We start from the raw sequence: 26,890 nt of genomic DNA on the forward strand, positions 1-26,890 counted from the left end.
AAATATGAAAGCAACGAAACCGGCAATAACGAATGATTGAGCTATCAAACGTCAGCAAATACTTTGGGAGTGCCAAAGCGGTAGATGGCGTATCCTTCAGTGTGAATGAAGGTGAAAACCTCGTGCTACTCGGTACCAGTGGATGTGGAAAAACCACTACGCTCAAAATGATCAACAGACTGATCAATCCCGATAACGGTGCCATCAGTATCAAAGGAAAAGACATCCAACAGGAAAACCCGGAAACACTCCGCCGCAGCATCGGTTACGTGATGCAGAATATTGGTCTTTTCCCGCATTACACCATTTATGAGAACATTGCTACAGTGCCTAAGCTGCTGAAATGGGACACTAACAAAACAAGACCCAGGGTAATGGAGCTGATGAAAAAACTACATCTCCCTGAGGAGCTTCTGGACAGATTTCCCGCTGAGTTGAGTGGAGGACAGATGCAACGTGTGGGTCTGGCACGGGCGCTGGTCGCCGATCCGCCACTGTTATTGATGGATGAGCCTTTCGGTGCACTTGATAATGTAACAAGATCGAGCATCCAGGCCGAATTCAAACAACTGGACGAACTGTTGCGAAAAACCATCATCATGGTCACCCACGATGTCCAGGAAGCCTTTGAACTGGCAGATCGCATATGCCTGATGGATAAAGGAAAAATCATGCAGATTGGAACACCTTCAGCGCTGCTTCACCAACCCGCAAACGACTTCAGCAGAAAGTTCCTGGACGGACAACGTTTGGCACTGGAATTTCGGGTAAGCACACTTAAGGACATCTGGCCCTACATGCGGGCAAAACAGACGGGGATACAGCGCGATCAACCAGATGCTCCTGAAGAGGAGTTGCACCGTACTTTGGGACTGCCAGGCAATACCTCCGTATGGACCGCACTAGAGCTGGCAAAAGCTAATGCGCAGACGAATAAAGTCAGCTTTACCGCGCTGATGGATGGTTTTACCCAATATCAAAAAGCAGTCCGCCATGAATGAGCCACAGCAGTCTTTACTCGCCTTTATGTTGCAGGAGTCTGACAAGCTGCTTACCCAAACGCTGCAGCATGTCGGCCTAACCTTCATCTCGCTGATCTTCGCCCTCCTGATTGGACTCCCATTGGGTATCCTCATCGCCAGAAAAAGAAAATTATCAGGCAGCGTATTGGGATTTGCAGGGGTATTGCAAACCATCCCCAGCATCGCCCTGCTTGGGTTTATGATCCCCTTAATTGGTATCGGTGCAAAACCTGCCATCGTTGCCCTGTTGATTTATGCGCTGCTGCCCATCATCCGCAACACCTACACCGGCATCATCGGCATTGATCCGCATGTGAGGGAAGCAGCACGTGCAATGGGCATGAGCAGGCAACAAATACTCGTAAGGGTCGAGCTGCCCCTTGCAATGCCCGTCATCCTGGCGGGAATCCGCACGGCAACGGTCATCAATGTCGGCGTAGCCACACTGGCTTCCTACATCGCAGCGGGCGGACTTGGAGAGTTCATTTTTGGCGGCATCTCACTAAACAACACCAATATGATCCTCGCAGGCGCCATTCCTGCGGCACTGCTGGCGATTGTGCTCGACCTTTTGCTATCCCTGGTTCAACACATGAGCTTCAGAAGACTAAAAATGGCAGTCTATATCTTACCGTTGTTCGTCGTCGGCCTGAGCACCTTTTACCTCATCCCTTCCGCCTACGGATCCAGGCTTGTTGCTGGCTTTACACCGGAGTTTATGGGAAGGCAGGATGGCGACATTGGCTTGCGCGATACATACGGACTAAAAATCCATACCACCGTCATCAGTGATGCCGTCATGTACAAAGCAGCCTACGCCAAAGAACTGGATGTCATCAGCGGATACTCCACCGACGGCAGGCTCAAAGCTTTCGACCTCAAAATCCTGGAAGATGACAAGTCTATCTTTCCGCCTTATTACGCAGCTCCGATTGTCAGAACTTCAGCAATGAAAAAATTCCCTGAACTGGAAAAGGTACTTAACATGCTTGCAGGTAAAATCCCGGATTCCATCATGACCGACCTTAACTATAAAACGGACTATCTGCATCAGACTCCTGAAAAGGTAGCGAAGGATTTCCTTGCAGCACACCAGCTGTTAAAACCCAGCCGAAATGGTAAACAAGGTACCGTGCGTATAGGTTCAAAAATATTTGGCGAGCAATACATCCTTGCAGCAATGTACAGCATGCTGATCAAAGGTTATACGGATTATGATGTTGCTACAAAAACTGGCCTTGGTGGCACAAAAATATGCTTCGACGCACTAGTCAATGACCAGATCGACCTCTATCCTGAGTACACCGGCACAGGCCTACTGGTCCTGCTACAGCCTGCACCGCAGCTCGCAAAAAAACTAGCTGCCAATAAAGAAGATACTTACCAATACGTGAAGCAGGCTTTCCTTCAAAAGTTTGATATACAGTGGTTACAACCAATTGGGTTTAACAATTCTTATGCTTTGATGATGAGAAAAAAACAATCAGCCGAGCTAAATGTTAATACGATAACTGATCTTAAGAACTACTTAGACAAAGAATAGCGGCCGACAAAACTTCCCAACATGAACAACGTCCTTACTAAAAATAAGATGCTCTCCTCCACCCAAAAATTTTATAGCGATGTCATCAAGGGACTGAAATCAAGCCCCAAGTCGATGAGTTCGAAATATTTTTATGACCAGCAGGGAGATCAGATCTTTCAGCAGATCATGGCCATGGACGAATATTACCTGACGGACTGTGAGATGGAAATTCTCAAAGAACAAGCCGCAGAGATCAGTAAAACAATTGCACTCAACAAAAGCCCTTTCGACCTGATTGAACTCGGTGCAGGTGACGCGACGAAGTCTATCCACCTCCTGAAACAACTCATTGGAGAAGGTCAGGATTTTCGCTACATGCCGATAGACATCTCTGAGAATGTAATCAGAAACCTGGAAACAAAGCTTCCCCAGGCACTTCCTGACCTAAACATTACCGGCTTAAATGGCGACTATTTCGATATGCTCAACAGGGCTTCGGAAATATCTGATCGCAGGAAGGTGGTACTGTTCATGGGGGCCAACATCGGCAACATGACCGTTACTGAAGCCCGCGCTTTCTGTACGAAATTGAAAAGCTATCTCGCACCGGATGACCTGCTGATTATCGGTTTCGACCTGAAGAAAAATCCCCATCAGATCCTCGCCGCCTACAGCGACAAACAGGGAATCACCAAATCGTTCAACATCAACCTGCTGCACCGCATAAACAGGGAACTTGGCGGCGACTTTGAAACGGAGAACTTTGATCATTATGCCAGCTATGACCCTGAATCAGGTGCCTGCAAAAGCTACCTGATCAGCCTGAAAGACCAGGTGGTCAGACTTGGTGATACAGAATCAGTCAGCTTCCTCAAAAATGAATACATCTACATGGAGATTTCGCAGAAGTACTCCTTGCAGGAAATCAACCAGCTGATGTCAGGACTGGAATTTACACAGGTTAAAAACTTCTTCGACAGCGGCAAAATGTTCGTTGACTCCATCTGGAAAATGAGGTAACCATCAACGCTATTTTATGACTACATTTAGGAATCTGAACCCCATCCAGGTCATTCATGATCTTGCCCGCTGGGGTTATATTTCCGCCGGGAAAATGGATCAAATGGCCAGTTTATCAAATCAAAAACCACTTGTGTAACATCCGCAAGACGAACATTACACAAGTAGCATATATTATTAATTCATTGATGATGGCGGCAGCAACTCATCGGCAGCACCCCAGCTTTTATTGGGCGCATCACCCATGGTCAGCTCCAGCGTTCCGCCTGCAAGGAGCTCATCATGCGTAAACCATGATTTGTTCAGCACTTTACCATTCAGCTTAGCACTCTGCACATATTTGTTGTCTGAAGAATTTCCTTTGGCAACCAGGGTGAATGTCTTTCCATTATCCAGTTTGACACTGATATTTTCAAATACGGGGCTACCAATACTGTATACAGGCACTCCTGGCGTAACCGGGAAGAAGCCCATCATAGAGAACACCACAAAGGCAGTCATCCCACCCCCATCTTCATCGCCGGGGATCCCGAACAGGTTGTCCGTATACCAGGTATCCATCAGCATTCTGATACGCTTTTGCGTTTTCCATGGTGCGCCGAGGTAATTGTAAATGTAAGGAATATGGAAGCTGGGTTCGTTGCCCATTACAAACTGGCCCACCATTCCCGTTGCATCGGGGAAGGTATACCACAGGTTGTATTTGCTTCGGCCCAGGCTTTCCTGGAAAAGGTTATCCAGTTTTTCCTCTGCTTTTTTCTTTCCGCCCATCAGCTTGAAAAGACCGCTGAGGTCATGCTTTACATCCCAGTTATAGGTATAGGCATTGTTTTCAGTGAAATACAATCTTCCCCCTTGTCCGCCGGAAAACTTAGGATCAAAAGGCTCAATCCAGTTGCCATCCGCATCTTTTGGCCAGACAAACCCTTTGTCCTCACGGAATACGTTTTTATAAAATGCAGCACGTTTCATGAACACAGGAACATCGGCTTTTTTACCAGCGATTGGTGCAAGCTGTGCCAGACACCAGTCGTCAAAGCTATTTTCCAGCGTTACAGATACCGCTTGTCGTTTTTCAAAGTCGTGCACTTCCTTCACTGTTTCCTCCTCACCAATCTTTAACGAAGGCATGTATCCATTTTTGGTATAGAACTCATCCAGCGATGTTGCCGCGCCATTTCTCCATGGCAATAGCGTTCCTTCCAAAGAATTCTTTTTCAATCCTTCATAAGCCTTTTTCACATCAAAGTTACGCACCCCTTTCACCCAGGCATCCAGCATCCATGCCGCAGCGTGGTTACCAGTCATACATGGGTTGTCGCCAAATGCAAGCGCAAATGAAGGCATCCAGCCACCCTGCTCATACATGGCCACATAAGAGCTGATCTTCTCCGCCTGCTGTTTAGGATTTAAGATGGTCTGCAGTGGTTCCAGGGCGATGTAAGTATCCCAAAGCCAGTTATCTACAAAGAAAGGCTTGTCAGATTTGTGCACCTGGTGGTCATAAGCACTATAATATTTGCCGTACTCGCTGATGTCTACCATGCGCTCATAAGAACGGTATAGAGAGGTGTAAAACACCCTTTTCTGTGCCTCAGTACCACCGTCGACATTGATTTTCGATAAGGCCTTGTTCCATGCCAGGTCCGCCTGTGCTTTTACCTTTTCAAGGTCCCAGCCGGAGATTTCCTTTTCAAGGTTCATCTTTGCCTGCTCAATGCTGACAAAAGAAACCCCATATTTAAAAGAGACTGAGGATGCATTTGCGGCCAGTTTCAGCAAGGTTTTCTTTTTTTCATTCCCCTGATAACTCGCAGCGCTGATGTCCTGATCCGTTTCTGCATAAAAATAAGCTTTCATGCCGTTAAACTCTTCGGTACCCGAAAGGGTTCTTTTGCCATCTAAGGTGATGGAACCACTGTTCAGGATCTGCATACGGAGGTAATGGTCTTCTTTAGCCCCGAAGACAAATTTAAAAATCCCGCTTCGTGCTGAGGGGCTGAATGCGATGGTCGTCCCATCATCTTCCAACCTCACACTGTATTTACTTGGGCTGATCTTCTCCAGGTCGGAGGTGAATTTCTTATCCCAGCTCCCCTCATCAACAGTCCCGCTGAAAGGCATCAGGCCGAATAACCAGGGCTGCCTGTGGGAGGAGATGGTGAGTGGAAAATAGCTGATCTGGTCGTCCAGCTGGTCTTTACGGGCAGGAAATACCCGCACCATACTGTTTGGAAGATGTACTGCCGGACGGGTAGGTTCAAGGATGAGACCTACCGCCCCGATTGTCGGATCCACATAGTCGATGGCATTTTTCTTTTGAGCACCATTTTGTGCCTTTGCAGTGTGGATCAGCATGCAGCACAATGCCGATCCCAATAGCACTTTTAATTCTTTACGCATAATTCATGATTACGTTGCAACCTAAATGTCACTAATACGTTTTATCAACCAAGTAAAGGAATTAAGCTCATTTTTCAAAACATAGCTGCATATTAAGCGCCCATCCTGATAAAGAAATCCAGAAAAACAGTGGCGATCAGGCTTTCCTTAAATATTTGCTGATCAGTTGCGCTGTGCGCTCAGATGCCCCTGGCAAGCCCATTTTTGCCGACAAGTCCTCGTAGTCCTGCAGCATGATACTACGTTCCTCACCTTCAACCAGCCCCTTCAATGTACTTGTAATGTTACCTGGGTTGCAATCTTGCTGAATGAGTTCCCGCACCACCTGCTTATCCATGATCAGGTTCACCAGGGAGATGAACCGGATTTTCACCAGCATGCGGGCAATGGCAATGGAGATCGCCCCTCCTTTATATACCACCACCTGAGGCACATGAAAAAGTGCCGTTTCCAGGGTGGCTGTTCCCGATGCCACAATGGCCGCACGGGCAATATGCAGCAGCTGATAAGTTTCCCCGAAAACCAGCGTCACATTTGCTGTACCCATAAACTGCTGATAATAGGCATGGTCGAACGTAGGTGCCGCAGCAATGACAAACTGATGGTCGGGAAAGCTGGACACTACGCTGAGCATATCCGGCAGCAGCCGCTCAATCTCCTGCCTGCGACTGCCGGGAAGCAGGGCAACGACATCCTTATCGAGCCGGTACTTTTCCCTAAATCCAGGATCCGCTTTGAACAGGGCCTTTTCATCCAGCAGCGGGTTGCCGACATAATCAACATCCATGCCCCAGGATTTGTAGAAATCGACCTCAAAAGGCAGGATACAAAACATCTGGTCTACGATCCTTTTGATCTTCAACACGCGTTTCTGGTTCCATGCCCATACCTTTGGGGAGATGTAATAGTACACTTTGATCCCTTGTTTTTTTGCAAACTCTGCAATCTTGAGGTTGAAACCCGGAAAATCAATCAGGATCAGCACGTCGGGCTGATAGCTGAGGATGTCCTGCTTGCAGGCCTTCATGTTGCGCAGGATGGTACGAAGGTTTAGCAGCACCTCTGTGAAGCCCATAAAGGCCATCTCTGCATAATGCTTTTTCAACACTCCCCCTTCGCCCTGCATCTTATCCCCACCATAGTAGCGGAAATCTGCATTTGCATCTTCTGTTTTCAGTGCTTTCATCAGGTTGGCACCATGCAAATCGCCCGAAGCTTCTCCGGCTACAAGGTAATATCTCATTATTGATTGATTTTATAAAAAAAGAAAAGAAAGGCCCAGATGAACGTAGCGCTGATGATCCCCCGCCCAAGCCGTTCCTTATTGAGGCCGAAAGCATGTTTCAGCAGCAGGAGGTTTACGGCGATGCAGGCGATCAGCAGAAGATCCGCCTTCGACAAAAAAGAAAATTTATGCATGAGGTACCATACGATACTGACCAGCACACCCGGAATTGCAATTCCAGCGGCCAGGCCAATAAATACAGCATCCTGAACCCGCTTAAACATTAAATGTCCAGGTGTTAAGTACAGGAATCGCATGATGTGCGGTCAGGTCAAACTGCACAGGTACCACTGATACGTAACCGTGATCCAGCGCCCATACATCAGTATCTTCGCCTTTGTCGTTGTTCTGAAAAACACCAGTTAACCAGTAATAAGGACGTCCGTGCGGATCTTTACGCTCATCAAACTCCTCCGCCCATTTTGCATTGGCCTGTCGGCACACTTTGATCCCCTTCAGGTCTGCACCATTCGGAAAATTTACATTCAGCAATGTAGCCGGCGGAAGGCCATGTTCGAGCACCTGCAGGGAGATCGCTTTCACAAATGGTTTAGTGTGACTGAAATCTGCTTCCTGTGTAAAGTCATCCAGAGAGAATCCAATAGAAGGAATGTTCTCAATCGCACCCTCCACAGCTGCAGACATCGTTCCTGAATAGATTACATTGATGGAGTTGTTCAGTCCATGATTGATCCCTGAAACACAGAGATCGGGCTTTTTACCTTTAAAAATCTTATTCACCGCCAGCTTCACACAGTCGACCGGCGTACCGGAACATTTGTACATCTCCACCCCCTCGTAAAGGTCAACACGGTCGAAGCGCAGCGGCTTGCCAATGGTGATGGCATGTCCCATACCAGACTGGGGGCCATCAGGTGCCACCACGACTACGTTCCCTATTTCTTTCATCACTTCGATCAGATTTTTGATTCCTGGTGCAGTGATGCCGTCATCATTAACGACCAATATATTCGGTTTCGACTTTTGCTGTTTCATAGACGTAAAAATACGAGATTTACTTTTAATGGGCCCGAAGAACATGAAAATGAACCACAACACAGCAGTAAAAATAGGCCTCAAATGAAAACAGGCACCCTGAAAAGGATGCCTGTTTCTAAATTATTATCGACTTAAAATAGTCAGTTTACTGATTTACAAAGATTTAATCCAGTCCACCAGCTCGTCGCGGGTTTTTCCAGTTTTCTGTTGTAATTTTCCGTACAGTTCATCGTCTTTTCCTTCTTCGTATTTCAAATCATCGTCGGTAAGATCTCCATAGGCTTGTTTCACTTTACCTTTTATCTCGTTCCATTTTCCTTTTAATTCTAACTTATCCATGATCTTTTCGTTTTATGTTTAACATGTTATAGATATTAGATAAACAGACTAATGCGGAAATTGTTTAAGATTTTGACTTGTCAATGATTTCCTCAACCACTCCCGGGTCCAATAAAGTAGAGATGTCACCAAGGTTGGAGGTGTCCCCTTCTGCGATCTTCCTCAGGATCCTGCGCATAATTTTGCCGGACCTGGTTTTCGGCAATCCGGTTACAAAAAGGATTTTATCCGGTTTAGCGATGGCACCAATCACCCGTGTAACTGTCTGCAGAATGTCTTTCTTGGTCAGGTCTGCTTCATTGTGCAGGTTAGGGAAGATCACAAAAGCATAAATGCCCTGACCTTTCACCTCATGCGGATAACCAACGACAGCACTTTCTACCACACCAGCGTGCATGTTGATGGCATTTTCAACCTCAGCAGTACCGATGCGGTGCCCGGAGACATTGATCACATCATCCACCCTTCCCGTGATTTTGTAATACCCATCTTCATCCCTCATACAACCATCACCAGTGAAATAAAGATTCGGATAGGTAGAGAAGTACGTTTGTTTACAGCGTTCATGATCACCATAGGTAGTACGGAGCATCCCTGGCCATGGGAATTTGATGCAAAGGTTTCCATTGACACCGTTACCTTCAATCTCGTTGCCCTGCTCATCGACGAGGATAGGCTGCACCCCCGGCAATGGAAGGGTTGCACAGGCTGGTTTTAAAGGAATAACAAAAGCAATTGGAGAGATCATCAATCCTCCGGTTTCTGTTTGCCACCAGGTATCTACAATAGGACAATTGCTGTTGCCCACATGTTCATCAAACCAATGCCATGCTTCCTCATTGATGGGTTCACCAACGGAGCCCAGAACCCTCAGGGAGCTCAGGTTTGACCCCTTCAAAGGATCCAGTCCGAAACTCATCAGCGAGCGGATTGCTGTTGGGGCAGTATATAAAATGTTCACTTTATGTTTTTCGACAATCTGCCACATGCGTGACGCATCAGGGTAAGTAGGCACCCCTTCAAACATCAGCGTAGTTGCCCCCTGGGAAAGCGGCCCATAAACGATGTAGGAGTGTCCGGTGATCCATCCGATATCTGCCGTGCAGAAGAACACCTCATCCGGCTGATAGTTAAACGCATTGAGGAAGGTATATCCCGCATAAACCATGTAACCTCCGACAGTGTGTACCACTCCTTTAGGTTTACCTGTAGAACCGGAGGTGTACAGAATGAAGAGCATATCTTCAGCATCCATTTCTTCCGCCGGGCAATCGGTATCTACGAGTTTGATTTCATCTTCAAACCACAAGTCGCGGCCTTTCAGCATGGATACAGGAGTACGTGTATGGGTCAGTACAATTACCTTTTCCACCGTAGGGCAACCGATGAGTGCATCATCAATCACTTCCTTCAGCTGGATCTGTTTGTTACCACGGAAAGAGCCGTCGGCAGTAAGCACCAGCTTACAGGCAGAGTCATTGATCCTGTCGGCAATAGATTTGGCAGAAAAACCACCAAAGATCACCGAGTGTACTGCACCGATGCGTGCGCAGGCAAGCACAGCAACAGCAAGTTCAGGCACCATTGGCATATAAATACAAATACGGTCGCCTTTGACCACACCGTTCTTTTTAAGAACGTTGGCAAAGCGGCATACCTGCTCATGAAGAATCTTATAAGTAAGGGTAACACTAGGTTTTTCAGGATCGTTGGATTCCCAGATGATGGCAGGTTTATCGCCATTTTTCTCGAGGTGACGGTCAAGGCAGTTTTCAGTGATGTTGAGCTTCCCGCCTTCAAACCATTTGATGTTGGGTTCAGAGAAGTTCCAGGAAAGGACATTGTCCCATTTCTTTCTCCAGTAGAACTTGTCCGCTATATTGGCCCAGAATTGTTCAGGCTGGTCCACGCTCATTTTATAAGCTTCCTGATACGCTTCAAATGAATTTATCTGCATAATTTAAATTTGGTTAGGAGTGTAAGCGTAAACATACATATTAATTTATAAAATTTAAACCGGTTTAAAGGTCTAAACAAGCGTTTTCGGCCTCAGGTTTTCATCGCTGCGACAATTGTACGATCGTACAGCTAAAAATGAGACAAAACTGCTGTCGGGAGTTTTTTGCATAAAAAAAGGCCGTACCACCGGATGGCGATACGACCTTGGGGAGAGGTAATTTGCTTTATTTTACATAGACGGTCACCTCACCAAGCACAATATAGCTTTCGGGTCCTGAGAGTCCCACTACTCTAAAGTACTTCGCTTCTGTGAGCGTCTGCAGGTTAAAAATCTGTTCGTCATTGATCTGCCGGTTAAAGGCGAAGGTACCCTGATCAGTAAAGGTGACGTTGTCCATACTGGTTAATATCTGAATCCGGTCCGGTGCCCGCACATCATCTCTCATCCGCCAGAGGCCAAGCTGATTGATGATCCGCGTTGCCCCCATGTTGACAGTGAAATAATGCGGATAGCCGCCACCACCTACGAGACCATGCCAGCGCGTGCCGGGATCGCCGTCGATAATGTTCACGACCTTATTTTCATCGCCACCATGCTGGTTATCAAAACCTGCAATAGCCCACTCCGATTTATCGAGCACGAATTTTTCATTCACCAGGTATTCAGTATAAAAGGTGTCGATGGCCAGTGAATCAGGAAGGTACATGGTACGATACTTAAAACTGGTAGAAGGTTTGTAATCGAGTATCTCTGATGACAACTCCCTTGCCCTGAACCGCTTGACCTTACTTTCTCCTGCGAGATTAGTATACTCGACTTCAGTAGCGAATGCCCCCAATAAGGTATCGGCATTTGTCCACTGAATGGACAGTTCATTAGAATTGTTCAATGCCGCCAGGGATACCGGTCTGGAAAGAATCCTGTTCTGGTAGCGATCACCGTAGACATTTCCCGATACTTCCACCGGCACGGAGGTATTTCCCTTTGCATCATAAGTAATGATGGTGAAGGAGTAGAAATCTTCTTCAAGGTCAGTAAAAGTATAACTCAGTTGATCCTGATTTGCCGGGATATCAACCTCTACAGAGTCCGTAAAGTTATTCCAGAAAATACGTGCTTTCACCACAAGTGGATCCGTTCCCCTCAACCAGGTTAATGTTGCGCGGTTATTCCCGGAGCGTACCACTGCTGATTTTGCCTTGCCAGGATAAGTGATGCCACCCGCAACCACATACTGATCATAGGTGCTGTCCATCTTCTTACATGATAGGGCAAAGCCGCATATGGTGATGATGATCCATAAAAAATATAATCTTGTTTTCATTTGATTCGCTTTATAATGTTGATCAATTAAAATTTACCCCAGAAACTAAGCTCGGCGATGGTAATTTGCGGACCACCACCGTAGGTCGCCAACGTTTTAAAGCGGTAATAGCGGTAGGCTGCTGGTGTTTCTTCCAGCTCAAAATCTTCACCCAGTGTATGTCCATAGTTGTAATCTTCGCTACTTACCTGCCCTAAAGGCAATCCTGAAGGTTTATAAGATTCGAATTTGCTCAACAACGTCCAGTTGTCCCAGCTTCCGTCGGCAGATGGGTTATTTGATCCATACAACTCGAAAGTTTTCACGTTACCACCGCCATAGGTATAGTTTGGTGTACGCTGGTGCATCTTCATTCTGGACACAACCACACTCCTGTTGAGGTCTATCGTAAACCACTGGGGGAGTACCGAACTGTGTCTGGAGGCAAAGATTCCTCCATCTATCACACCATCCCACATTTTCTCCAATGGATATTGAGGCTCGACAGGAATTTGCTCATCATTTGGCAACCTTAAGGCAGTAAAAGGCTTCGGTACCTGCTGTTCAAATAAAGGTGTCAGTGTTTTTTCAAGTTCATCGGACTTATTGTTCCAGCGGTCCCTCAGATAGACACTGAAGTTTTTCTCTGTTGGCGAGAGCCCCCTTACGGAGAAAGATCCCGAGCGTGCTTTGGTATAGAAGGTCTGTACGGGAAGCATCACTCCATTTCCTACCGTGTCTGCCCGTAAAACGATGGCCAGGTTGGCCTGGTATTCATTTTGGAATTTAATTTTTACCCCGCCAAAACCTGCTTCCAGTGTCAGATCTTTAAAAGAAACATAAACCGGCGGCGTCAGGGGCGTCACCTTTACATCGACCGGAGCGGATGCTTTTTCGTTTTTACCTACACTGAACAATTGTACATTATACTCCCTCGTATCGCCAAATCCTTCCAGGCGAATGGTATCCGTATAATAAGAGGCCTTGCCTTCCTTAAAAACCCCGGGTTGGATTTCGTACACCGCTTTTACGTAAGACAGGTTTTCATCCGCAGGAATCCTGTAGGTGACAATCGCCCCACCCGGTGTACTTTCGGTTTTTACATTGCTCACCTGTCCGGGTGCAGGCGCATTTTCATCGATATGATCTATTCTTGGCTCTTCTTTGCAACCCAGCCATACTAGGGCCAGCAGCAATACCATGATGATCTGTTGTAATCTTTTCATAATGTCTATTTTTTAGTTTACCAGCCAATATTTTGTTTAAGCTTTTTGTTGACCAGGATGTTGCCATCTCTGATGGGCCAGAAATAATCTTTAAGGCCAAATTTCTGCTCAAAAAGGACTTTCCGGCGGTAGTAAAATGCAGGATCACTTTGTTGCAGGTCCCATCCTTCTATTGGCTTGCGGTTGTATTCCTGGATGGCTGTTTTCCAACGGCGCAGGTCCCAGAAGCGCTGTCCCTCAAAAGCCAGCTCAATAAGTTCCTCTTGACGGATGATCTCTCTCATGCCATCCTTGGTCGTGTATTTCGTCGGGCTGCTGGAATAGGTATCCCATGAAAACTTAACTGTTCTTAAACCTGCACGTTCCCTAACAAGGTCAATATATTCGTGTACCTCAGCCGAGGGTCCTGAAACCTCATTCTGTGCCTCTGCATAGAGCAGGTACAATTGGGCCAGGCGCATCACAGGCCATGGATAATTGGTAATGGTATAGTCATTTACCGCGCTCCCCTGAGTATTCTGGAAGTGAGGATATTTTTTGATGTAATAGCCGGTCACGGAATTTCCGTCGCTGCTGTTACTCGCATTGGGCTGTCCTTTTCTTCCGGAAACGAAGTAAAGGCTCAGTGGTTTTGCATCGTCGTAGGCCCCCTGTCCATACCAGATCCCTCCATCAAAACCCAGGTTGGCGTAGAATCGCGGCTCACGGTCGAAGTTGGCCGCTGCCGTCACATAATCCTTTCTGATGTACAGCTGATCTTCAGTTGTGCTGGTACGCAAAGTAGGATTTCCCGGATTCCAGGTGCGGTCTTCATTGGTAGGGACCCCTTTATCAGAGTAGAACATCTCCGTAATCTTCAAGGTTGGAGAAAGCTCCCCGATGACCCTTGGATTGTCCAGGTAGCGGTGGTCAACCTTAGCAGCAGATAAACGTTGGATCAGCCCTGTGGTGCTCTGTGTGTTGGCCCAGATGATTTCACTGTTCCACCGCTCCGTAAAGACATTCCTGATGCCGAGTTGGGTTTTAGTGGTATCGCTCAGATCAAACAGGGAAACTGCAGGACTGTAGGTATACAACTTATTTCCCGCCTGATGGCAGACCTCGATGGCCACCTTACATGCAGCAGCAGCGGCATCCCATTTGGCGGCAGAAAATGTAGGGTTAAACAAAGAAGTGCCGTCATCATTTTTCAACGATGCCATATCCGCGTTTCCATTAAAAAGCGGGCTTGCTGCGGTAACCAGCACCTTGGCTTTGAAAGCATAAACGATAGGTTTTGTAATTCTGCCAAGCATCCTTGCGGGGTTCCCTATTGCCAGTGGAAGTTCATCCTTGGCCTCATCCAGCAGCTGCACAATGTATTCAAAGCAGGCATCAGCAGGATCCCTGGAAACCCTTACCGTATTGATGTCGGCATCTATCGGGAGGTTCTCTTTGATCAAAGGAACCGGGCCGTACATCCGCACCAGGTAAAAATGGTAATAAGCTTTAAGAAACTTCACTTCAGCGATCCATTCTTTACGTTCCTGTTCCGTAAGGTCAGGGACCCTGGTCACGTTTTCAAGAAAGATGTTGCAATCGCGCAGTCCGCGGTACAGATTGTCCCAGTGGAAATCCCCGATTGGCTGGTTTGCCGCCTGAAATCCCCTGGCGATATTAAACATGCGGTGGTCAAACTCCGGAAATACAGAATTCTGGAAGGCCCACATTTCATCGCCACTCAGGATGGATGGATCAGAAGACACATCACCATCACGTGGCATATAAGAATAGCAGGTATAGAGGTATTTTTCTGCTTCCGTACGCATGGCAAATGCATTGTCAATGGTAGGAATGTTATCAGGAACTACATCCAGATAGTTCTTGCAGGAAAAGGTTATAGCTATAAAAATAAGGCAGCATGTCTTTAACATCCACTTTCCCTTTTTAATATTTTGTATACTCATCATATCAATGGTTAATTAAAACTGAGGTTAAGACCAACGTTAAATACTCTCTGCACAGGATACCCCAGACCATTACCGGCCATTTCAGCATCCCACATTTTGAATTTACTGAACATCAACAAGTTGCTGCCGCTAACGTACACACGCAGGTTGGAGGCACGGATACGTTCGAGGAATTTCTTATTGAAGGTATAGCCAAACTCGACCTGTTTGAGACGGAGGAAAGAAGCGTTGCGCATGAACCAGGTGCTGGTCTGGTAGTTGTTTGTATTTGGTGTTGCACTCAGTCGTGGCAGGGTGGCATAAACATTTCTGTTTTCTTCGGACCAGTAGCTATCCGCATAAGCTTTGATCAGCTGATTGGTATAAGTTCTGCCATTTGCATTCTCTCCCGGATAGAGATAAGATACAAAGGGAGAGGTGGCTGCCGGATCTATCCAGAAAGACTGGTTGCCAGATCCCTGGAAGAATGCGGAGAAATCAAACTTCTTGAAGCTCATAGAGAACCCGAATCCGTACACCACTTCAGGAACGGTAGGATTTCCTATAGGCACCATATCGGCCTCTGAGATTCTGCCATCTCTGTTGACATCCGTATATTTGATGTCACCGCCCCCGTATTCGCTGCCAAAACTCTGTACCGGTGAGTTTGCAGCTTCTTCATCATCAATAAAGAGACGTTCCGCGATATAACCATATACTTGTTGCAGGCCGCTGCCTACACGGTAACGCCATGGCTCATCATACTCAGGTTCCTCAAATACACGGTATTTACTTTTCGCATAACTCAGGTTTCCCCGGATGGAAAGCCACAGGTCTTTAGACCAGGCCTGCTGATAGTCCACAGACAGGTCAATCCCGTTTCCGCTGGCTTCACCAAGATTGGCTTTTGTACCCGCAGAAAGGCCCATTGTGGTAGGTACTGAAGCCCTGTCCATCAGGATGTTTTTTCTTCTTTCCGTAAAGTACTCTGCGATGATGTTGGCTTTACCGAACAGGCTCAGCTCCATGGCCACATTTTGTTTGGTAGCAGTTTCCCAGCTGATGTAAGGATTGGCATACCTGCTGATGCTGATTCCGCTGAGTGAATGATTGAGGTCCCTTCCGAACAAAGCCGAGCGGTTGGGGTCATCCATGTTCACATTGGAAAGATAGAAAAAGCGGTCTGCGGCGCTGCCGATCTGGTCATTTCCTACCAGCCCATAGGTATACCTCAGCCTCAGATTGGAGACTATATTTTTTAGAGGTTCAAAGAACTTTTCATTGGACACACTCCATGCGACCCCTGCAGAAGGGAAAAATCCGAATCTATTGGATTTGGCAAAACGCTCTGTTCCATTGTATCCGAAGTTGAATTCCGCAAAATACCGCCTGTCATACGCATAGGTAGCGCGGCCGGAAAGGCCGACGTTCCGCGAAGGCAGCGACTGCTGCAGATCTCCTGCATTTGCATTTAAACTCTGTCTGTTGATGAATACCAGCAAGCCACCAACATCGTGTTTCGAAGCGAAAGTCCGTGTGTAGTTGAGCGTGGTTTGCATGTAAAATGTTGAGTTCAGGTTTTTAGCCCCTTCCTGAAAGCCAAGATATTCCGTTCCGTCTTCATTGATCTTGGAGATCTGGTACTGATCAGCGAGCGGATCATATCCTGCAAGCTGGTAGTAAAATGGGTTGTAAGACCTGTTAAAACTAAAGTTCGACGTACGTGTAAGGTTGAGCAGGGAGGCGATAGAAAGACCTTCAGTGAGTCCCTTTAAATTTTGCTTCGCCTCGAATTGTGCGAGCATCTGTGACCGTGATTCGTCCCTGTATCCCTTAACCATATCAGCATAAGGATTCAGATAGGAACTGTTGATTCCGGAATTGCCGAACATGATGTGTTTCACAAACTGGTGACGCTCGTCAATTGGATAATAAGCAGGGAACAACACCGGATTGGCGCGCATCACTTTCCTGTACATGTCCGTACCACCATCAAGTGGACCGGAATAATCATCGAAGTTCCCACTCAATCTGACGATAAGCTCGGTGGTTTTGGTCAGATCGATGTTCACGTTTGCACGCAGGGATGAGCTCTGCAGGTTGATGTTGCTATTGAAATTATTGCGTTCATCCACATTCAGAATACCATTATCCTTGTTGTAAGAACCCGCCACATAATAGCGTGCTACCGGACCACCACCACTCACATTCAGGTTATAGCGTTGGTTCAGTGCGTAGTCTTTAAAGAGCATTTTGCGCCAGTCGTTAGCAGGATAAACAAGAGGGTTCAATCCCGCTTCTGTGCCGGCAATTTTATCTTCCAGATAAGGCTGCGGATTGAGTGGATTGCGGGTAGCCACCGCTTCATTGGCGAGCTTCATATAGGTAACCGGATCAGCAAGTTCTACATTGTCGGTAGGCGCCGAAGCTGAGTTTTCTACCCTTAATGATATTTTCGCAGCACCGGCAACCCCTTGTTTGGTGGTCACCAGGATCACCCCATTTGCACCACGGGCACCATATAGTGCCGTTGCCGTAGCATCCTTCATGATGGAGAACGTAGCAATGTCGTCGGGCTGCAAACGCGCCAGGTCAGTGGTAGTCAGCTCAATATTGTCAATCAGGATCAATGGTCGTGTATTGTTGCCAAAGGTCGTGATCCCACGAACGAAGAAATCGGCATTATCGGCGCCTGGCTCCCCGCTCCTTTGATAAGCGATCATCCCCGCAACACGCCCGGCAAGTGAAGCGGTGAGGTTGCTTGAAGGGATTTTCAGGTCACCTGGTTTTACCGTTGTAATTGACCCGATAACACTTTCCTTCTTCTGTGTTCCAAAGGCGACAATGGCGACTTCCTCAAGGCCTGTTTTCGGGTCTACCGCCATCTTGACGTCCATGGTCTTTTTATCACCCACAGTAGCTGTCTGCGTGATGTAACCGACATAGGAAAAGACCAATACCTCAGTATCTTTATTGACCTGGATACTGAACTTACCGTCCATGTTGGTGACGGCACCGCGCTCGGTACCCTGAACTTTTACCGTTGCCCCGGGAATAGGCCCGCCAGTTTCATCATAGACGACACCGGTAACGATCCGTTGGAGGTACCGGAACGCCTCCTCTGGTTCGGGAACAGGCGCTTCAATGATTACGATAGATTTTTTCGCTATGGAGTAGGTATAAGGGAGCCCTTTGAACAAGCGTTTCAGCGCTGTTTCAAGTGGCACGTCTTTTAGATCTATGGAAACTTTCACATCCGACAATTGTCTTGATTCCCAGAAAAAACGATAACCACTTTGTTGTTTAATGCGGTTAAATACCGTGGTTATGGGTATTTGTTTTTCTGAAAGTGTGATGTTCTGTGAAAATCCATTTGCAGATACCTGCAGACATGCGATGGTTAAAATGATTATTGTCAGTTTCATCACCACGATAATTTTGCTTGTAAGAAGCCGCTTAAAGCATTTAGCTCTTACTGATGCGTAAAATTCATACATTTGTTGTTTGGGTTTGTTGATTTATAATTCTTAACAGAGGATTCAGGCTGCCCATTAAAATTCCGGAGGTGTTGGTAGCACTTCCGGTTTTTTCGTTTATGTTGCCCTTGGTAAAAGGTTATATATTTGGCAGGTTAGTTGGTTTAGTATTCTTCTTTCTATAAACTTTCTCCTTTCTGGTCTAGGTTTGGTTGATGTGGTGTGTTGATTGTATCTATGGCATGACCACCAATAGCTTCTGCCCCTTTTTGTCCTTACCGGCTTCCATCCTGAAATGAACCTTACTGCTTTTTAATACATTCAGGACTTCCATCAGACTGTAACTCCGCTCAATCTCCCCGTAGAATTTACGGTCGGAAAAATCTCCCTCGTAGGCGACTTCTATATCGTACCAGCGTGAAATCTGGCGCATTAAATCTTTTAGCGGTGTGTTGTCGAAGCGAAACAGGCCATTCTTCCAGGCCACGACCATGGTGGTGTCGATCTTACTGACCTTGATTCTCCCGGCATTGGATGTAGCCTGTTCACCGGGTTCAAGCAAAGTATTTCCAATGCGGACGCTTCCTTCCAGAAGGGTGGATTTGGTGCTGACCTCATCCTGATAACTACTGATGTTGAAGTGTGTCCCCAGCACTTCCAGCTCCTGCCCCGGAGTCTTGACGACAAAGGCGTGCATCTTATCTTTTGCAACTTCAAAATAGGCCTCCCCTTTCAGTTCTACCCTGCGCTGCTGAGCACCGGCAAAGGTGATGGGATAAGACAAGCTGGACTCCGCGTTGAGCCATACCCTGGAACCATCGGGCAATTTCACCTGCCACTGCCCACCTTTAGGGGTAGAAATGGTATTTATTTTACGGAGATCCGCCTGATTACCAGCATCGATAATGGTATAAACCAATTGTCCGTCTGCACTTTTAGTTACAGTCACACCAGCCTGACTGGCAATTTTACCGTTAGCCGCCTCCGTTAGGGAAATTTTTGAGCCATCGGCTAGGGTCAGGTAGGCTTTATTACCTCCGGGAAGGGCGTCAACGGGAATGGTTTTAGCAATGTTACTTTTTGTTTTTATAGCTGCAGGGTGCCTCATAAAGAAAAAGGCAATCCCTCCGATCAGCGCAATGCTGGCTGCGACTGATGTCAGACGAACCCATCCGGGTAACCTTTTAGACACCATCTGCTGTGCACCAGGAAGTTTCAGCCAGAGGTCATGCCCTATGGCTTCCAGTTCTTCGACAGAAAGGTTAGCCTGCTGATCTCTGATCTGGAACAGCCACCGCTCAACCAGCATCTGCTCCTCATCGGTACAATTACCATTTCTATACTTTTCCAGTAATGCTAAGGCCTGTTCGTTTGTCATGCGTTGAATTGTGGTGATTTAAAGACATGACAGGAAAGTAAGGGGCTAACATGCAGAAGAAAATGAAAAAAATATCAGCGGGTTGAAAACAGGGAGGTTGATAAGGTACACCTCGCCCTTTAAGGCCCTTTCTGACGGCTTTTCTATGGCTTTTATATATCCCTATACCTTATACGGGATATGTGAATACCTTGTGAGTACCTTGTCAACCCCTTGTGAGTAGCGAACAAAACCCGAACAATTGGCGAACAAAAAGCGAAAATCACTTATCCTGGTTTTTAACACAGCAGAGCTGATCAGGTCTCAAAAAGGAAGTAGATAATTAGTGAAAGCAAGAATTTCGCTTTTAACCTTAACAGTGCATTGGAGACCTGCCGGTCGACAGTTTTCTCATTGAGTTCCAGTCTCTCGGCAATCTCCTTATGACTCAGGTGTTCCTTGCGGCTCATTTCAAAGATCTGTCTCATTTTCGGTGGCAGCTGCTGGATCTCCTTCTCGATCAGTTCAGCAAGCTGCTTCTCCCTGATGCGGTGGTCAGACCTGGTTTCCTCCTTGCTGGCGAAACTGGAAAAGGCCGAAGCATATTTCTCTTTTACGCCCTCATGCAGAAAATGGTTGACAATCCGGTTGTTGATGGTCGTGAAAAAATATCCCGCAAGGCTGGACTTCAGCACAAAGAGTTCTCTTTTTTCCCAGGTGTTGGTAAACAACTCCTGGATGAGGTCTTTGGCCAGTTCCTTATCTCCAAGCCTCTTGTAGGCATGAGAAAATAAAAGGGCATAATGACGGCGGTAGATTTCTGCATAAGCCTCATGGCAGCCATCTTTCAATAGCATCACCAATTCATGATCGTTCACAGTTTTCATTGACCCCATTATGACAAATATAACGAATAACATTCCGGTTACAAGCCCTAACGAATGATATCTTTGCAGCCTGTGTTAAAATAAAACAGCGGCATCTGCCGTTAAGATAATGACAGGCATTTTAGTGTTCCCTGAGTACTAAAATTAAGCCCTGCACACGAAACAACATCCTTGTTTTAAAATATTTAAAATATTTTAAAGAGCTACTTGCTGGTTACAAATATTTTATTGATATTTGCACACTCTTAAAAAAATTAAGAAAGAACAATTAACACTATATTTAAAAGCATGTCTAGAGTTTGTGATTTAACCGGAAAAATGGCGATGACGGGTTTCAATGTTTCTCACTCAAACGTTAAAACCAAGCGTAAGTTTTATCCCAACTTACAACTTCAGAAATTTTATATTCCTGATGAAGATCGTTGGATAACACTGAAAGTTTCGACTTCAGCTATTAAAACCATCAATAAAATTGGTATTACTGAAGCGATCAATCGTTTCATGAAAAAAGGATATTTGTAAATAACATTGGTTGATGTGAATCAACCTTAAGATTAATAAAATGGCAAAAAAAGGTAACAGAGTACAAGTTATTCTAGAGTGTACAGAGCACAAAACCAGTGGCATGCCTGGTATGTCTAGGTATATCTCAACAAAAAACCGTAAAAACACTACAGAGCGTTTAGAATTGAAAAAATTCAACCCTGTATTGAAGAAGGTAACTGTACATAAAGAAATTAAGTAATACATTTAGTATTTTAACTAAATACAATCTATTTAGATCATGGCAAAAAAGGTAGTTGCAACCCTGAAAACGGGTAAAGGTAAAGAATATTCGAAAGTTGTTACAATGACGAAATCACCTAAAACTGGTGCATATTCTTTCAAAGAAGTTATTGTTCATAACGATCACGTAGCAGATGCTATTTCTGCATCTAAAAAATAATATTAATATTTAATAATATTAAAGCCGTCCCTCTTTAGTGGGAGGGCTTTTTTTGTTTAGTTATACATTCTTATGGGTTTATTCGATTTTTTCAAGAAAAAGGAAACCGCACCTGAAGCACAGGAAGCGCTGGACAAGGGATTAGAGAAAACTAAAGAAGGGTTTCTGAGTAAAATCACCAAAGCTGTGGCGGGTAAGTCGACAGTGGATGATGATGTGCTCGATAACCTGGAAGAGGTACTGGTCACTTCGGATGTGGGCGTAACAACAACCCTGAAAATTATTGAACGCATACAGGATCGTGTAGCTAAAGACAAATATCTGTCGACGACAGAACTCAATCACCTGCTTCGCGATGAGATCCAGCTGCTGCTTTCCGAAAACAACAGCAACGACTTCCGCAAGTTTGAATACGGCCAGCACAAACCCTATGTCATCATGGTGGTTGGTGTTAATGGTGTCGGCAAGACTACTACCATTGGAAAGCTTTCACACAAGCTGAAGGCTGAAGGATTAAAAGTAGTGCTTGGCGCTGCAGACACCTTCCGTGCGGCAGCCGTGGAGCAGATTAAACTCTGGGGAGAACGTGTAGGCGTCAGGGTGGTCGCACAGGCAATGGGATCCGATCCTGCTTCGGTAGCATTTGACACCCTGCAGTCGGCAGTAGCCAATGGCGAAGACGTGGTCATCATCGACACCGCCGGTCGCCTGCACAACAAAATCGGACTGATGAATGAGCTCGGCAAAATCAAACATGTCATGGAGAAGGTCATCCCTTCTGCACCTCATGAGATCTTGCTGGTACTCGACGGATCAACAGGACAAAATGCATTCGAGCAATGCAAACAATTTACGGAAGCTACAGATGTGAATGCCCTTGCGATCACCAAGCTGGATGGAACAGCAAAAGGTGGTGTCGTCATCGGCATCTCCGACCAGTTCAAAATCCCCGTAAAATATATAGGCGTCGGCGAAGGCATGAACGACCTGCAATTATTTGATAAAAAAGCTTTTGTAGACAGTTTATTTAAATAAGCAACGCTGATTATTAAACTTCTGCATACGAGAAAAATATAATATGAATACAAAGACAGTATCTAAGATCATCCCTGTTAAAAAACCTAAAATCAATGTGATTACCTTAGGTTGTTCCAAAAACCTATACGATTCTGAGGTTTTAATGGGACAGCTTCGTGGTAACAGCATGGATGTGGTCCATGAAGCAGACAAGATGGGCAAAGATGATATTGTAGTGATCAATACCTGTGGTTTCATCGACAATGCCAAACAGGAATCTATTGATACAATATTGCAATACAGCCAGTTGAAGGATGAAGGAAAAGTTGGGAAGGTAATCGTGACCGGCTGTTTGTCTGAAAGGTACAAACCAGAACTGGAATCGGAGATCACCAATGTGGATGCTTTCTTCGGCACCAACGACCTGAACAACATCCTGCACTCCCTGGGGGCAAACTATAAACATGAGCTGATCGGTGAGCGTCTGCTAACCACGCCTTCACATTTTGCGTATTTTAAAATTGCTGAAGGCTGTAACCGCCCATGCTCTTTCTGCGCCATCCCCCTGATGCGTGGCAAACACGTTTCCCGCGACATGCAGGAACTGGTAAATGAAGCAAAAATCCTTGCTGCCAATGGCACCAAAGAACTGATCCTCATTGCACAGGACCTTACCTACTACGGACTGGACATCTATGGAAAGCGTAACCTTGACGAATTGCTGAGACGCCTCTCTGATGTGAATGGTATCGAATGGATCAGGCTGCAGTACGCCTACCCTTCTGGTTTCCCTATGGAAATCCTGGATGCCATGAACGAACGCGACAACATCTGCAAATACCTGGATATGCCATTACAGCACATCACAGACAACATGCTGAAGTCCATGCGCCGAGGCATCACCAAACAAAAAACCATCGACATCGTCAACCAGATCAGGGATAAAGTGCCCAACATTGCGATGCGTACGACTTTAATCTGCGGTTATCCTGGTGAAACGGAGCAGGATTTTGAAGAGATGCTCAGCTGGGTAGAAGATACCCGATTCGATAGACTGGGTTGCTTTACTTATTCTCATGAAGAAAAAACACATGCCCATAACCTGGTGGATGATGTCCCTGATGAAGTAAAACAAGAGCGTGTAGATGCCATTATGGAACTTCAGCAAGGCATTTCTTTTGACATCAACCAGGAAAAAGTGGGCAAAACCTACAAAGTGCTGGTCGACAGAAAAGAAGGTGATTTCTTTATTGGCCGTACGGAGTTTGACTCTCCGGAGGTCGACAATGAGGTGCTGATTGATGCAGCTACTGGTTACGCCGCCAACGGCAGCTTCGTAAATGTGAGAATAGACCGCGCGGAAGACTTTGATCTGTATGGACAGATTGTAAAATAAAAGTGGGTTGTTCAGAATTATAGTTTATTAACTTAAATTCGTGGCAATGCAAGCAAAGTACATCTCTTATCAGGAAACGAATGCCTTTTCTGCTGCCGTATTGGATTACATCGGAGGAAAGGACCAGCTAAAGGCTTTTTATAAGTATACACCGGATTTTGATGGCTTTGCGAAAGCCATTGCGAACCGCAACTTTAAAGGGGAACGATCAACATTGGTCGATGTCCTCAAAAAGCAATACCACAACATTGACGCATCAGCCCTGGTGCAGCAAAACATTGATTTACTGACTGATGACCGGACCTTTACCATCACTACCGGTCATCAGCTCAACATATTCACCGGCCCTCTTTATTTCATTTATAAGATCGTTACCGCCATCAACCTTGCAAAGGAGCTGAAGGTGCAGTTTCCAGACTACAATTTTGTCCCGGTATACTGGATGGCAACGGAGGATCATGATTTCGAAGAAATCAATCACCTGAAAATTGAAGATAAAAAGCTCAGCTGGAATAAACGTGCTGCCGGTGCAACGGGCAGGTTAAATACGGCCGACATTACTGAAGTACTGAACGCGTACAAAGGTTACCTTGGCATCAGTGAAAATGGGCTGAAGCTGGCTGAACTTACAGATCGAGCTTATGCTCAAAATGAAAAACTAGCAGATGCCACACGCGTACTGGTAGACGGCCTGTTCGGTGAGTACGGCCTGATCTGTGTAGATGCGGATGTTCATGAACTCAAAAAACAGTTCGCCGGCATTGTTGAAAAAGACATTATCGAACAAAACAGTTTCAAATCTATTTCTGAAAGCAATGCCAGTCTGGAGGATCATGGTTACCGTGCCCAGGTCAATCCACGTGAAATCAATTTCTTCTACATGACGGATGGTTTTCGCGAACGCATTGTGGAAGAAAATGGAATTTATCAGGTCTTGAATAGTGACATCAGATTTTCAGAAGTCGAGCTTAAACAGGAAATTGAATCTTTTCCAGAGCGGTTTAGTCCGAATGTTGTGATGCGCCCGATGTACCAGGAAGTGATCCTGCCGAACCTTGCCTATATTGGCGGAGGCGCAGAGGTGACCTACTGGCTGCAGCTGAAAAGCAACTTTGAGCATTATGGTGTGGCCTATCCGGTATTGTTGCTGAGGAACTCAGCGCTGGTCATAGACAAGCGCAGTGAGCGTAAAATGCAAATCCTGGCCATTACCCATAAGAACCTGTTTAAAGACGATGAGACGCTTAAAAACGACTGGATTAAGGCACATGTAACGCTTCAGCTCTCCCTGGATGATGAGGAGCGTTCCATCAGGGCTGTTTTCGACCAGATTAAGCTAAATGCGTATAAAATAGACAAGACATTAGGGGAGTCTGCTGATGCGGCGAAAACGAAAGCTTTGAAACTGATTTCACGTCTGGAGAAAAAGATGCTGAGGGCAGAAAAACGTAAACATGATACTTCTCTGAGTCAGATTGACGACCTTAAGGATAAACTATTTCCGAATGGTGTACTTCAGGAGCGTGTCCTGAATATCGCCCCGATCTATGTGGTGCATGGTGATGCTTTCATTGCTGCTTGCATCGATAGCTTCAAACCATTGGATCATCAGTTTACTGTTCTATTTGCCCAATAATTTTCCTCACCATGACTTTTCATACTTTTACAGAAGCGCAGCTAAGAAATTTTACCGAAAGTGTATTCCTGAGAATGGGATGTCCGGAACAAGATGCCCAACTCGCGGCAGATGTCCTGCTAAAGTCTGATCTCAGGGGTATTGACTCTCATGGGGTGGCGCGTCTGAGCGGTTATGTGCGTTTATGGAAAAAGGAACGGATCAATGCGACGCCCAATGTCCGTGTGATCCATGAAACGCCAACGACAGCGACCGTAGATGGCGACAGAGGACTGGGATTGGTGGTAGCTCCTTTTGCGATGAAAGTGGCGATCGAAAAGGCTAAGGTTTATGGCAGCGGATGGGTAGCGGTGAAAAATTCCAACCATTTTGGGATTGCAGGTTACCATGCATTGATGGCTGTTGAGCAGGATATGGTCGGCATCAGCATGACCAATGCAAGCCCTCTTGTTGCGCCTACTTATGCGAATGAGCGGTTACTGGGCACAAACCCCATGTGTTATGCTTTCCCCGCGGGAAAATATCCCCCAGTGATTGTCGACATGGCCACTGCCGCTGCTGCCAATGGTAAACTGGAAATCGCACAGCGCGCAAACCAGCCTGTTCCTGAAGGATGGGTACAGGATTTAAACGGAAATACTTCTACGAATCCGAATCAATTGAAAGAAGGTGGATCTTTACTACCTCTTGGAAGCGATAAGGATCACGGCAGTCATAAAGGATATGGACTGAGTGCTACTGTAGATATTCTATCTGCGGTACTCTCTGGCGCCAATTACGGGCCCTGGGCCCCTCCTTTTGTGGCTTTCCTGGAACCGGCAGCAAATCCGGTAGGTGAAGGCTTAGGCCACTTCTTTGGGGCAATGCGTGTGGATGGATTCCGTCCTGCACAGGAGTTCAAGGATCATCTGGACAACTGGATTGAAAGGTTTAAATCTGCAAAGACCGTGGATGAAGATAAAAAGGTCATCATTCCCGGTGAGCCCGAGTATAATTTTGAATTGGAAAGAAAGGTAATCGGGATCCCGCTGATTGATGTGGTAGTGAAGGATCTGAATGCTTTGGCTGAAGGATTGGGTATTGCCGGGCTGCCAGCATAACCAGTGGTATTTATGGGTGCTTAAGCATAAGTTATTCTTCGAGTTTCTAAGTAAAGCAAAAAAGT

The 26,890-nt window shown here is 46.1% G+C and carries 22 protein-coding genes; 10 read left to right on the forward strand and 12 right to left on the reverse strand.

Annotated elements, in window-relative coordinates:
* Positions 1–32 precede the first annotated feature (32 nt).
* From PBAL39_RS14445 to PBAL39_RS14455, 3 genes are read left to right on the forward strand one after another with little or no spacing between them, the layout of a single operon-like run.
* Complete coding sequence (locus tag PBAL39_RS14445) at positions 33–1,001, forward strand: ABC transporter ATP-binding protein (protein ID WP_008242729.1); 969 nt, start codon at positions 33–35, stop codon at positions 999–1,001.
* Entirely contained in the window at positions 994–2,565 is a 1,572-nt protein-coding gene (locus tag PBAL39_RS14450; RefSeq protein WP_039866674.1) for an ABC transporter permease/substrate-binding protein, read from the forward strand. The genes PBAL39_RS14445 and PBAL39_RS14450 overlap by 8 nt, the downstream gene beginning before the upstream one ends.
* Before the next feature lie 21 nt (positions 2,566–2,586).
* Positions 2,587–3,567, forward strand: a complete 981-nt coding sequence (locus PBAL39_RS14455) for an L-histidine N(alpha)-methyltransferase (RefSeq protein WP_008242731.1) — start codon at positions 2,587–2,589, stop codon at positions 3,565–3,567.
* Positions 3,568–3,744: 177 nt separating this feature from the next.
* Here PBAL39_RS14455 and PBAL39_RS14460 read toward each other — a convergent pair whose 3' ends face one another.
* The 12 genes from PBAL39_RS14460 to PBAL39_RS14515 form a co-directional block, all read right to left on the reverse strand.
* Positions 3,745–5,970, reverse strand: coding sequence for a GH92 family glycosyl hydrolase (locus PBAL39_RS14460; protein ID WP_039866676.1), 2,226 nt, complete (start codon positions 5,968–5,970; stop codon positions 3,745–3,747).
* Positions 5,971–6,106: 136 nt separating this feature from the next.
* The gene (lpxB, locus tag PBAL39_RS14465) at positions 6,107–7,213 is read right to left on the reverse strand and encodes a lipid-A-disaccharide synthase (protein WP_008242734.1); all 1,107 of its coding nucleotides are present in this window, start codon (positions 7,211–7,213) and stop codon (positions 6,107–6,109) included.
* Positions 7,213–7,479, reverse strand: a complete 267-nt coding sequence (locus tag PBAL39_RS14470; protein WP_008242737.1) for a hypothetical protein — start codon at positions 7,477–7,479, stop codon at positions 7,213–7,215. The genes lpxB and PBAL39_RS14470 overlap by 1 nt, the downstream gene beginning before the upstream one ends.
* Positions 7,472–8,251: a 5'/3'-nucleotidase SurE gene (gene surE / locus PBAL39_RS14475; RefSeq protein WP_008242738.1), complete on the reverse strand. Its 780-nt coding sequence runs from the start codon at positions 8,249–8,251 to the stop codon at positions 7,472–7,474. The genes PBAL39_RS14470 and surE overlap by 8 nt, the downstream gene beginning before the upstream one ends.
* Positions 8,252–8,407: 156 nt before the next feature.
* Positions 8,408–8,593 (reverse strand): CsbD family protein, encoded by a 186-nt coding sequence (locus tag PBAL39_RS14480; protein WP_008242740.1) that lies wholly within the window; start codon positions 8,591–8,593, stop codon positions 8,408–8,410.
* A gap of 64 nt (positions 8,594–8,657) precedes the next feature.
* Positions 8,658–10,550, reverse strand: a complete 1,893-nt coding sequence (gene acs, locus PBAL39_RS14485) for an acetate--CoA ligase (protein WP_008242747.1) — start codon at positions 10,548–10,550, stop codon at positions 8,658–8,660.
* Between the two features lie 226 nt (positions 10,551–10,776).
* Positions 10,777–11,877: a DUF4998 domain-containing protein gene (locus PBAL39_RS25180; RefSeq protein ID WP_008242750.1), complete on the reverse strand. Its 1,101-nt coding sequence runs from the start codon at positions 11,875–11,877 to the stop codon at positions 10,777–10,779.
* 26 nt (positions 11,878–11,903) lie between these two features.
* The gene (locus tag PBAL39_RS14495) at positions 11,904–13,082 is read right to left on the reverse strand and encodes a DUF5000 domain-containing lipoprotein (protein ID WP_008242752.1); all 1,179 of its coding nucleotides are present in this window, start codon (positions 13,080–13,082) and stop codon (positions 11,904–11,906) included.
* 17 nt (positions 13,083–13,099) lie between these two features.
* On the reverse strand, positions 13,100–15,031 hold the full coding sequence (locus PBAL39_RS14500) for a RagB/SusD family nutrient uptake outer membrane protein (RefSeq protein WP_008242754.1): 1,932 nt from the start codon (positions 15,029–15,031) through the stop codon (positions 13,100–13,102).
* A gap of 8 nt (positions 15,032–15,039) precedes the next feature.
* The gene (locus tag PBAL39_RS14505; RefSeq protein WP_157274036.1) at positions 15,040–18,435 is read right to left on the reverse strand and encodes a TonB-dependent receptor; all 3,396 of its coding nucleotides are present in this window, start codon (positions 18,433–18,435) and stop codon (positions 15,040–15,042) included.
* 286 nt (positions 18,436–18,721) lie between these two features.
* Positions 18,722–19,864, reverse strand: coding sequence for a FecR family protein (locus tag PBAL39_RS14510; RefSeq protein WP_008242783.1), 1,143 nt, complete (start codon positions 19,862–19,864; stop codon positions 18,722–18,724).
* Between the two features lie 296 nt (positions 19,865–20,160).
* A complete protein-coding gene (locus tag PBAL39_RS14515; protein WP_008242795.1) occupies positions 20,161–20,730 on the reverse strand; it encodes an RNA polymerase sigma factor in 570 nt (189 codons plus the stop codon).
* 288 nt (positions 20,731–21,018) lie between these two features.
* Between PBAL39_RS14515 and rpmB the strand changes: the two genes are divergently transcribed.
* From rpmB to PBAL39_RS14545, 7 genes are all read left to right on the forward strand, one after another.
* Positions 21,019–21,252 carry a 50S ribosomal protein L28 gene (gene rpmB, locus PBAL39_RS14520; protein WP_039866682.1) on the forward strand — a complete coding sequence of 78 codons (234 nt, stop codon included), beginning with the start codon at positions 21,019–21,021 and terminating at the stop codon, positions 21,250–21,252.
* A gap of 40 nt (positions 21,253–21,292) precedes the next feature.
* A complete protein-coding gene (rpmG, locus tag PBAL39_RS14525; RefSeq protein ID WP_008242799.1) occupies positions 21,293–21,475 on the forward strand; it encodes a 50S ribosomal protein L33 in 183 nt (60 codons plus the stop codon).
* 39 nt (positions 21,476–21,514) lie between these two features.
* Entirely contained in the window at positions 21,515–21,676 is a 162-nt protein-coding gene (locus PBAL39_RS25070; protein WP_008242800.1) for a DUF4295 domain-containing protein, read from the forward strand.
* 72 nt (positions 21,677–21,748) lie between these two features.
* Positions 21,749–22,711 (forward strand): signal recognition particle-docking protein FtsY, encoded by a 963-nt coding sequence (ftsY, locus tag PBAL39_RS14530; RefSeq protein WP_008242801.1) that lies wholly within the window; start codon positions 21,749–21,751, stop codon positions 22,709–22,711.
* A 43-nt stretch (positions 22,712–22,754) separates the two neighbouring features.
* A complete protein-coding gene (rimO, locus tag PBAL39_RS14535; protein WP_008242802.1) occupies positions 22,755–24,089 on the forward strand; it encodes a 30S ribosomal protein S12 methylthiotransferase RimO in 1,335 nt (444 codons plus the stop codon).
* Positions 24,090–24,135: 46 nt separating this feature from the next.
* Positions 24,136–25,725, forward strand: a complete 1,590-nt coding sequence (gene bshC, locus PBAL39_RS14540) for a bacillithiol biosynthesis cysteine-adding enzyme BshC (RefSeq protein ID WP_008242803.1) — start codon at positions 24,136–24,138, stop codon at positions 25,723–25,725.
* An 11-nt stretch (positions 25,726–25,736) separates the two neighbouring features.
* Positions 25,737–26,825, forward strand: a complete 1,089-nt coding sequence (locus PBAL39_RS14545; RefSeq protein ID WP_008242804.1) for an Ldh family oxidoreductase — start codon at positions 25,737–25,739, stop codon at positions 26,823–26,825.
* Positions 26,826–26,890: the final 65 nt, after the last annotated feature.

It is taken from the genome of Pedobacter sp. BAL39, from assembly GCF_000170795.1.
In the GTDB taxonomy this organism is placed as follows: domain Bacteria; phylum Bacteroidota; class Bacteroidia; order Sphingobacteriales; family Sphingobacteriaceae; genus Pedobacter.

Coding starts and splice junctions, on each gene's coding strand:
- PBAL39_RS14445 (WP_008242729.1), top strand. CDS start 33: ATGATTGAGCTATCAAACGTCAGCAAATACTTTGGGAGTGCCAAAGCG.
- PBAL39_RS14450 (WP_039866674.1), top strand. CDS start 994: ATGAATGAGCCACAGCAGTCTTTACTCGCCTTTATGTTGCAGGAGTCT.
- PBAL39_RS14455 (WP_008242731.1), top strand. CDS start 2,587: ATGAACAACGTCCTTACTAAAAATAAGATGCTCTCCTCCACCCAAAAA.
- PBAL39_RS14460 (WP_039866676.1), bottom strand. CDS start 5,970: ATGCGTAAAGAATTAAAAGTGCTATTGGGATCGGCATTGTGCTGCATG.
- lpxB (WP_008242734.1), bottom strand. CDS start 7,213: ATGAGATATTACCTTGTAGCCGGAGAAGCTTCGGGCGATTTGCATGGT.
- PBAL39_RS14470 (WP_008242737.1), bottom strand. CDS start 7,479: ATGTTTAAGCGGGTTCAGGATGCTGTATTTATTGGCCTGGCCGCTGGA.
- surE (WP_008242738.1), bottom strand. CDS start 8,251: ATGAAACAGCAAAAGTCGAAACCGAATATATTGGTCGTTAATGATGAC.
- PBAL39_RS14480 (WP_008242740.1), bottom strand. CDS start 8,593: ATGGATAAGTTAGAATTAAAAGGAAAATGGAACGAGATAAAAGGTAAA.
- acs (WP_008242747.1), bottom strand. CDS start 10,550: ATGCAGATAAATTCATTTGAAGCGTATCAGGAAGCTTATAAAATGAGC.
- PBAL39_RS25180 (WP_008242750.1), bottom strand. CDS start 11,877: ATGAAAACAAGATTATATTTTTTATGGATCATCATCACCATATGCGGC.
- PBAL39_RS14495 (WP_008242752.1), bottom strand. CDS start 13,082: ATGAAAAGATTACAACAGATCATCATGGTATTGCTGCTGGCCCTAGTA.
- PBAL39_RS14500 (WP_008242754.1), bottom strand. CDS start 15,031: ATGATGAGTATACAAAATATTAAAAAGGGAAAGTGGATGTTAAAGACA.
- PBAL39_RS14505 (WP_157274036.1), bottom strand. CDS start 18,435: ATGAAACTGACAATAATCATTTTAACCATCGCATGTCTGCAGGTATCT.
- PBAL39_RS14510 (WP_008242783.1), bottom strand. CDS start 19,864: ATGACAAACGAACAGGCCTTAGCATTACTGGAAAAGTATAGAAATGGT.
- PBAL39_RS14515 (WP_008242795.1), bottom strand. CDS start 20,730: ATGAAAACTGTGAACGATCATGAATTGGTGATGCTATTGAAAGATGGC.
- rpmB (WP_039866682.1), top strand. CDS start 21,019: ATGTCTAGAGTTTGTGATTTAACCGGAAAAATGGCGATGACGGGTTTC.
- rpmG (WP_008242799.1), top strand. CDS start 21,293: ATGGCAAAAAAAGGTAACAGAGTACAAGTTATTCTAGAGTGTACAGAG.
- PBAL39_RS25070 (WP_008242800.1), top strand. CDS start 21,515: ATGGCAAAAAAGGTAGTTGCAACCCTGAAAACGGGTAAAGGTAAAGAA.
- ftsY (WP_008242801.1), top strand. CDS start 21,749: ATGGGTTTATTCGATTTTTTCAAGAAAAAGGAAACCGCACCTGAAGCA.
- rimO (WP_008242802.1), top strand. CDS start 22,755: ATGAATACAAAGACAGTATCTAAGATCATCCCTGTTAAAAAACCTAAA.
- bshC (WP_008242803.1), top strand. CDS start 24,136: ATGCAAGCAAAGTACATCTCTTATCAGGAAACGAATGCCTTTTCTGCT.
- PBAL39_RS14545 (WP_008242804.1), top strand. CDS start 25,737: ATGACTTTTCATACTTTTACAGAAGCGCAGCTAAGAAATTTTACCGAA.